The following is a 7,616-nucleotide window of genomic DNA, read 5'->3' as shown; positions in this document are numbered from 1 at the left end:
TCTGTATTCATGCCGTGACGGAAACGTTAAGCATGCGCGTTCCAGCATTATCAATTCAGATCAAGGCAGCCAGTTTACCAGTGATGATTACAAGAATCTGCTTCGTAACCTCAATATCCGTCAAAGTATGGACGGCAGGAGCCGCTGGGCAGACAACATCATGATTGAACGTTGGTTCCGTAGCCTCAAAACGGAGCAGCTCTATCCGAACGAATATCGCACCCCAAGAGAGCTTCGACGTCTGATTAACCAATACGTAGATGATTACAACAACATACGGCCCCACGAGGCATTAGGCTACAAGGTTCCCAACGAGTTTTACTTTGCTTGCTTCGCTGCTTAGAATAATTCTGCTTACTGCCACTCTTAAAATTTTAGAACGTGGTCTTGACAAGGGGCCCATTATAGTGCACCGTATAAAGTTTAAATCTATTAAAGGTGCTGAGTGTTATTTTATGCTATTTTTAATATAAAGGAGGCGATTAGATTGAATAGAATTTACAAGGTTATATTCAATCGCGCAAAAGGGCAGTACCAGGTTGTTTCAGAATTAGCAAAAAATGGCGGGAAAACGTCGGGTAATTCTCTATTAAGAACAATTATTAAATCGGGGGGGGTACTGACTAGTACCGTATTAACAGCTGTGCTTGTATTTGGAAGTGCACTTTATGGTAGCGCTGAATCTGTTCAAGACGGTGATATTTTGAAGGCCGGAACTAACATTTCTGTAACTAAAGACGAAACAACAAAGACAATCACAATATCCACTGATGGGGTCGCAACCAGTGCAGAAGTGGATGCAGTAAAAACAGACGTACAAAAGAACCAAACAGATATTGCTGCCAATAAGACTGGAATCAATCAAAATTCCATGAACATCCAGCAAAACAAGACGGATATTGCGGCGAATAAAAATGAGATTACAGCCAATGCAGGAAAAATCAACAATAATACGGCCGATATTACAAAGCTAAAAAATGTGAATTCTGCTTTGGGCTTGGATCAAACAAAACCGGGAATAAAGTATTTCCGTGCCAATTCCACTGGAGAGGACGCTGCGGCTGCGGGCGAAGGTGCTGTTGCCATTGGTGTCAGTGCAAAAGCGAATGGCAAAGATTCTGTGGCTCTGGGCGATGATGCTCGTTCTGCTTCATCTGCTGAAAACAGTATTGCCATTGGCCGGGAAGCTGTCAGTGGCTCCTTTAATGATATGACCGCTGATGGCGACAGTTCTACTGTGGTTATAGGCGGAGGCAAAGCAAGCATATCCATCGGTGATGCAGCCAATGCTCGGGGAAACTCTTCGATTGCACTGGGGGATGGAGCGACGGTCTATAATGATGGGACCAATGATCAGCTCAACGATAACAGCATGGCAATTGGAACTAAGGCTAGTACGGTTGCTTCGAATCATGCAATTGCGATGGGCAACAATGCTGCTGTGACGCAAAACAGTCATAGTGCTGCAGCGATTGGAGACAGCGCAAAGGCTGAGGCGGAAGGCGCACTGGCTCTGGGCAAAAGTACGGCTGCTTCTGGAGCTGACAGCATTGCGGTTGGAACAGAGGCAGCAGCCAGTGGAGCCGATGCCCTGGCTATGGGTAAGAATGCGCAAGCTAGTGGGGCAGATGCCCTGGCTATGGGTAAGAGTGCACAAGCCAGTGGGGCCGATGCCGTTGCTATTGGAAATGGAGCAGCTGCCGGGAGCAGTGCTTCTGTAGTTTTGGGTAAAGATGCCAGTGCCAATGCCGTCCGTTCTGTCGTACTTGGTCCAAGTGCAGGCGTGGGTATGGTAGGAGACGTATTAGGGACGAAGGGATCCCATGTAGTTATTGGAGACAGAGCTGGCAACAATATTGACGGACAACAGAACATTGCAATTGGCTACAAAACGGGAAATGATGTCAAAAGCGACCATAATGTAGCCATTGGTTCTGAAGCTGGGACCAATATTGGGTCTAGCGGAAACACATCTGAAGGGAAAAATGTTTCCATTGGATATCATGCTAATAAAAACGATTCTGCTGTATCGCGGATCCAGTCTACGGCTTTAGGCAGTGAGACGAAAGCTGCTGATGATGCCGTTGCAGTCGGGTATCAGGCACAGGCGAATGGAAATGGATCTACGGCAATCGGGTTTAACGCCCAGGCTGCAGATGCGGCCAGTGTAGCTTTAGGTCAGGGCGCCCAGGCTGCAGGCGGCAATGTTGCCATAGGCAATGGCTCCGTGGCCAATGCCGCTATGATCAGTGGGACTGGGTATCTGACAGGACAGGCGGCTCCTAAGACTGCCGTTTCCGTCGGCAATGCATCGGCGCTGCGCCGTATTACCAATGTAGCTGACGGGGCACTGGATCAGGATGCCGTTACTGTGGCACAGCTCAAAAAATCAATAGACGCTACGGTAGCTCAGGTCAATGCGAATGTTTCTTCGGCAACGGCAAGCGGGGTATATTATGATACGGTCACTTCTGGAGATGGAGACAGTATTACCCTTCGTAATAATGACAATAAGGGAACGAAAATCCATAATGTCGCCGCAGGGACACTGGGGACTGATGCAGCGAATGTAGCTCAGGTCGATAAGATTGTTGATACGGCAAAAACACATTACTACTCTGTAAAATCTACCGATTTGAATAATTATGATAACGATTTGGCTAAGGGTGAAGACTCTATGGCAGCTGGCGTGAGCGCCAAAGCTTTAGGGGACAGGAGTGTTGCGCTGGGGAATAATACAGGAGCGCAGAGTCTTGGCAGTATTACAGTGGGAGCCGGTTATGAAGATCCGGCTAACCCGGGAAGCCTGAAACAGACTTTAGCCATCAGCGGTTATCAATATAACACGGCAATCGGGGCTGGCGCTCAGGCAGCCGGAAATAACTCACTGGCTATAGGGACTCTTGCGACGTCTTCTATAAAAAATGGTGGAAGAAGTGTAGATAAAGCGGTTGCCATTGGTTATTCTGCCGGTGTTTCTGATGACAAAGCCATCGCCATCGGCAGTGATGCCAAAAGTAACAGTAAAAGTGCTTCCGCTATGGGAGATACGGCTCAGGCACTGGCAGAAAACGCGCTGGCTATAGGAACAAACGCACAGGCAGCCGGTGTTTCTTCTGGGGCAATTGGCACTCAGAACCGGGTTACTGGGGCAAATACCTATGTCCTGGGCAGCCAGAACAGCACGGCTGCAACAGGTACAGCTGCTGATGTAAGTGCTTCGAATTCGGGAATCTTTGGGAATGAAAACCGTATGGAAGGGGACAGCAATCGTATTGTAGGGAATCAAAACGTGCTGAAAATGGAATCCCTGTCCAATAATTCTTCCAACTCGAGAACCTTTGAAAATATTTTTGTAACGGGTAACCATAATACGGTTACGGGCGATCCGGATACAAGCACAGCAGGCGATGCAGGCAGCGTATCTGATATTACTGTTACAGGTTCGAAAAATACCATCCAGGCCAAAAACCAGAAAAACAGGAATCTGACGGATATCCAGATCGTGGGAAACCAGAATACCGTTGATGCCACGACTCAAAACGCGGATTTGTCCAATACCCAGATTCTGGGGAGCCATGTAACGGCAACCTTGGGGAATTCCGTCTATCTTGGCAGCAATTCGGCTTATGTTGTATCGGGAGCCACTACAAAAGGAATGGATGTATACGACAGCGACGGGACATATCAGTACGCCGGTGGAACCCCTGCAGGTATTGTAACGGTGGGCTCCGCAGGGAAGGAACGACGCATCCAGAATGTTGCGGCCGGTCTGGTCAGCGCAAAGAGTACGGATGCTGTGAATGGAAGCCAGCTTTACACCATGACTCGGCCTCTGCGGTTTGCCGGAGATAACTCCACTATCGGCGCTGAAGCTTCGGCGGATAGCAATGTCCTGCACCGGGGCTCCGATCAGGCCATGTCCATCCTGGGCGGTATTAAGGATAGTGCTAAACTAAGTGATGACAATATCGGCGTCATTGCCGATGCGGCTAATAATAAAATGACCGTGAAGCTGGCCAATAACATTACTCTTGGCAAAGCGGATCCCAATGGTGCAGATGGATCTATTTCTGTCCTTGCAGAGAAGGGAGGTGAGGTTCGGATTTATGATGGTTCAGTTATGCTGCGAAATTCCGGCGATTCGGATGCTATTTATCTCCAGAGCCATATAGAGGGAGCAACGAGCTTGGATGGTTCATCCAAAGCTCGTCTGTATGTCATACAGGGATCAACGGAGAGTCCGCAGGAAGTGGCCCTCCTGGCAGACGGCATGATTTATGGCGGTGACGCAGAGTCTGCCGGACTGGATCCTGCAACCAATAAATCTAGCACAGGTAAAGAAATCAAAAAGGTGTTGAATCAGCAGGTCAATGTCATCGGCGGCATTACGAATACGACAAAATTCACGGCAGAGGACAATCTGGGCGTCGTGTCTGACGGTACGAACAACCTGAAAGTCCGTCTTGCCAAAGATTTGCAGGGAATCAGCAGTATTTCCAATCAGACGACGACCGGCGGAACTACCACCGGGACGAAGATTACATTGGGGAACACAACCAATATCGTCAACGTGGGTGGCGCCAAAATCACCAACGTGGCTGCCGGTGATGTAAACAGTACGTCCACCGATGCAGTGAATGGCAGCCAGTTGTACCAGACTAATCAGAATGTAAAAGCAGCTAAGACAGTAGTGAAAGCCGGACAGAATGTGACCGTGACTTCATCGGTCGGCTCTGATGAGCAGTCTGTTTATACGGTAAATGCTGACCTCAGCTCCGTTGCCAGCGCTATCGGCGGAACTTCTAGCGTAGATACTAAGACAGGTGCGGTTAAAGCCGGGCTGACTGTCAATGGAAACACCTATAACAACGTGCAGGATGCTGTGAATGCAGCCAATACGACTGTTTCTTCTACAGACGGTTCTGTCAAGGTGACACCGACCAATAACACCAATGGTTCACACAACTATGATGTATCCGTAGACTATAGCAAAGTCGCAGAGAATGCTGCTATTTCCTATAAAGCCAATAACAGTACGGCTCAGACCGTTACCTTGAAAAAAGGACTGGACTTCACCAACGGCAAGAATACCACCGCTTCAGTCGGGGCTGACGGCGTTGTCAAGTATGATCTGAATGATGATATTAACTTGAACAGTGTGACAGCAAAAACAATTAATGGCGATACCATCAAAGCCGGCGATACCACCATTACTACAGATGGCATGACCATCACAAACGGTCCGTCCATTACTAAGACCGGTATTGACGCAGGCAGTAAGAAGATTACAAATGTGGCAGACGGCGATATATCGCCTACATCAAAGGATGCTATTAACGGCAGTCAGCTGGTATCGTATGTAGCTGCCAATAAGACCATTCTGAAAGACGGTAAGAATACCACTGTTACCGGTAACGGCACAAAAGATGATCCCTACAAGGTGAATGTAAATGATAATCTGAACCTTGGTGAAAAAGGAACTAATGGTAAAGACGGATCCATCGGCGTCAACGGTACAAACGGCTCTTCTGTAACTATTAACGGTAAGGATGGCTCCATCGGTATGGTCGGCAAAGACGGGAAAGATGGCCTTACCATGAAGGCCGGCAAGGGTAAAGACGGTATAGACGGCAAGAATGGTGCGGATGGTATGACCCGTATCACTTATACCGATGACAAGAATCAGTATCATGAAGTAGCTACCCTGGACGACGGCTTGAAGTTTGCCGGTAACACAGGCAGTGTGGCCAAGAAGCTGAATGAAACCATGACTATCAAAGGAACCGGCACAAAAGCGGATTCCCAGTATGATTCCTCCAATATCAAGACCATGGTTAATGATAATGGGGATATGATTATCGGCTTGGATAAGAATCTGAAGGCTGATACGGTTACGGTTGGCGGTAAAGGTGCTGACGGCAAAGACGGAGTAAACGGTTCCATCGGCGTCAAAGGCAAAGACGGCAAGGACGGCGTTACCATTTCTTCTGCGGGCAAAGATGGAGCTGACGGTACTGACGGCCATATCGGCATCAACGGCAAAGACGGTGCTTCCGCAGATATCCATGTAGTCAAAGGTGCTAACGGTGTGGATGGAACAGACGGTTATAACGGTAAAGACGGCATTGACCGCATTGTCTATGAAGACCACAATGGCCATACCCAGACCGTAGCTACCATGAATGACGGCATGAAGTACGGCGGCGATACGGGAGCCGTTATCAATAAGAAGCTGAATGAACAGGTCAATGTCATCGGTGGTATTTCCGATACATCCAAGCTGACCGCCGATGACAATATCGGAGTCACATCCGACGGAAGTAATAATCTGAAAGTGCGCTTGTCCAAAGACCTGAAAGGGTTGGATACGGTGACAACGAAGACTATTACTGCTGATACTGGAAATATTACTACAATCAATGCAACTACGGTAAACGGTAATACCATTAAGGCTGGTGACACGGTTATTATTAATAACCAAGGAGCTGATATGGGGGGAACAAAAGTTACCCATTTGAAGGATGGGGATATTTCTCCTTCTTCGACCGATGCAGTAAATGGAAGCCAGTTGTATGGCACGGAAACCCGGATTAATCGTTTGGGCAACCGAATCAATCGTGTTGGCGCTGGGGCGGCAGCTCTGGCAGGGCTCCATCCTCTGGATTTTGATCCGGATGATAAATGGGATTTTGCAGCCGGGTACGGTAATTATAAAAATGCCAATGCAGTTGCTATTGGCGCTTATTATCGTCCTAATGAAGATACCATGTTTAGCGTAGGTGGGTCCTTCAGCGGCGGAGAGAATATGGTGAACGTTGGTGTCAGCTGGAAATTTGGACAGAAGAGCCATATCTCCCGTTCACGTGTTTCCATGGCTAAAGATATGCTGGCTATGAAAAACCAGATTGAAACGCTGACGAAAAAATTGGCAGCCTATGAATCGGGTCAGCCTGTGAAATTGGCTCCTATAGCAACCGGGGCTATGACCTTCCCAGATGTACCGGAAAATCATTGGGCTTATGAGTATGTTAAGAACTTAGCGGAACGAGGTTATCTGAAAGGATATCCGGATGGAGAATTTAAAGGCGATAGAGCGATGACACGTTATGAATACGCAGCCATTATTTACAGGGCTTTACAAAATGGAGCGCCTTCGGATGGTAACATGACCCGTTCTGTAGATGACTTTGGTCCTGAATTGGTTAAAGTGCAGAATATCGATCGTTTCCGCGTAGACCGAATTTCCGGTAAAGATAATGATCGGCATAAGGTGGAACGTGTACGGGTAAATGATAAAGATGATAAAGCCCAAAATGTGTACCGTGATGTTTACGGAAACCATATTCAAAAGTAGGGCACAGTAGATAAGAAGTATAAAAGCGCCAGTTGCTCGAAAGGAGTGACTGACGCTTTTATATGATAAGGTAAAATATATTTCGCAAATTCAATTTCATAAAAAATAGACATAGTCTATTGCCGCTAGTACAATTAAGTTACCACACAAAATTCGTAAGGAGGCAATAGACCATGTCTGGTAATATTATACAACTTAATGAGGATCTTATAAAGAATAATTTAAAGGATCTTGTACGCAACAGTGTAGAGGAAACTGA

At 47.3% G+C, this 7,616-nt stretch carries 2 protein-coding genes; both read left to right on the top strand.

The features are described from left to right. Window positions 1-343: integrase core domain-containing protein (locus tag NM10_RS04040; protein ID WP_036243737.1), on the top strand; the 343-nt coding region annotated here is incomplete at its 5' end. Between the two features lie 144 nt (window positions 344-487). After that, window positions 488-7,357, top strand: a complete 6,870-nt coding sequence (locus NM10_RS04035) for an ESPR-type extended signal peptide-containing protein (RefSeq protein WP_020310330.1) — start codon at window positions 488-490, stop codon at window positions 7,355-7,357. The last annotated feature ends 259 nt before the right edge of the window (window positions 7,358-7,616 follow it).

It is taken from the genome of Megasphaera sp. NM10 (genome assembly GCF_000417505.1).
GTDB classification, from domain to species: domain Bacteria; phylum Bacillota; class Negativicutes; order Veillonellales; family Megasphaeraceae; genus Megasphaera; species Megasphaera intestinihominis.
This window is presented reverse-complemented; position numbering and strand designations above follow the sequence as displayed.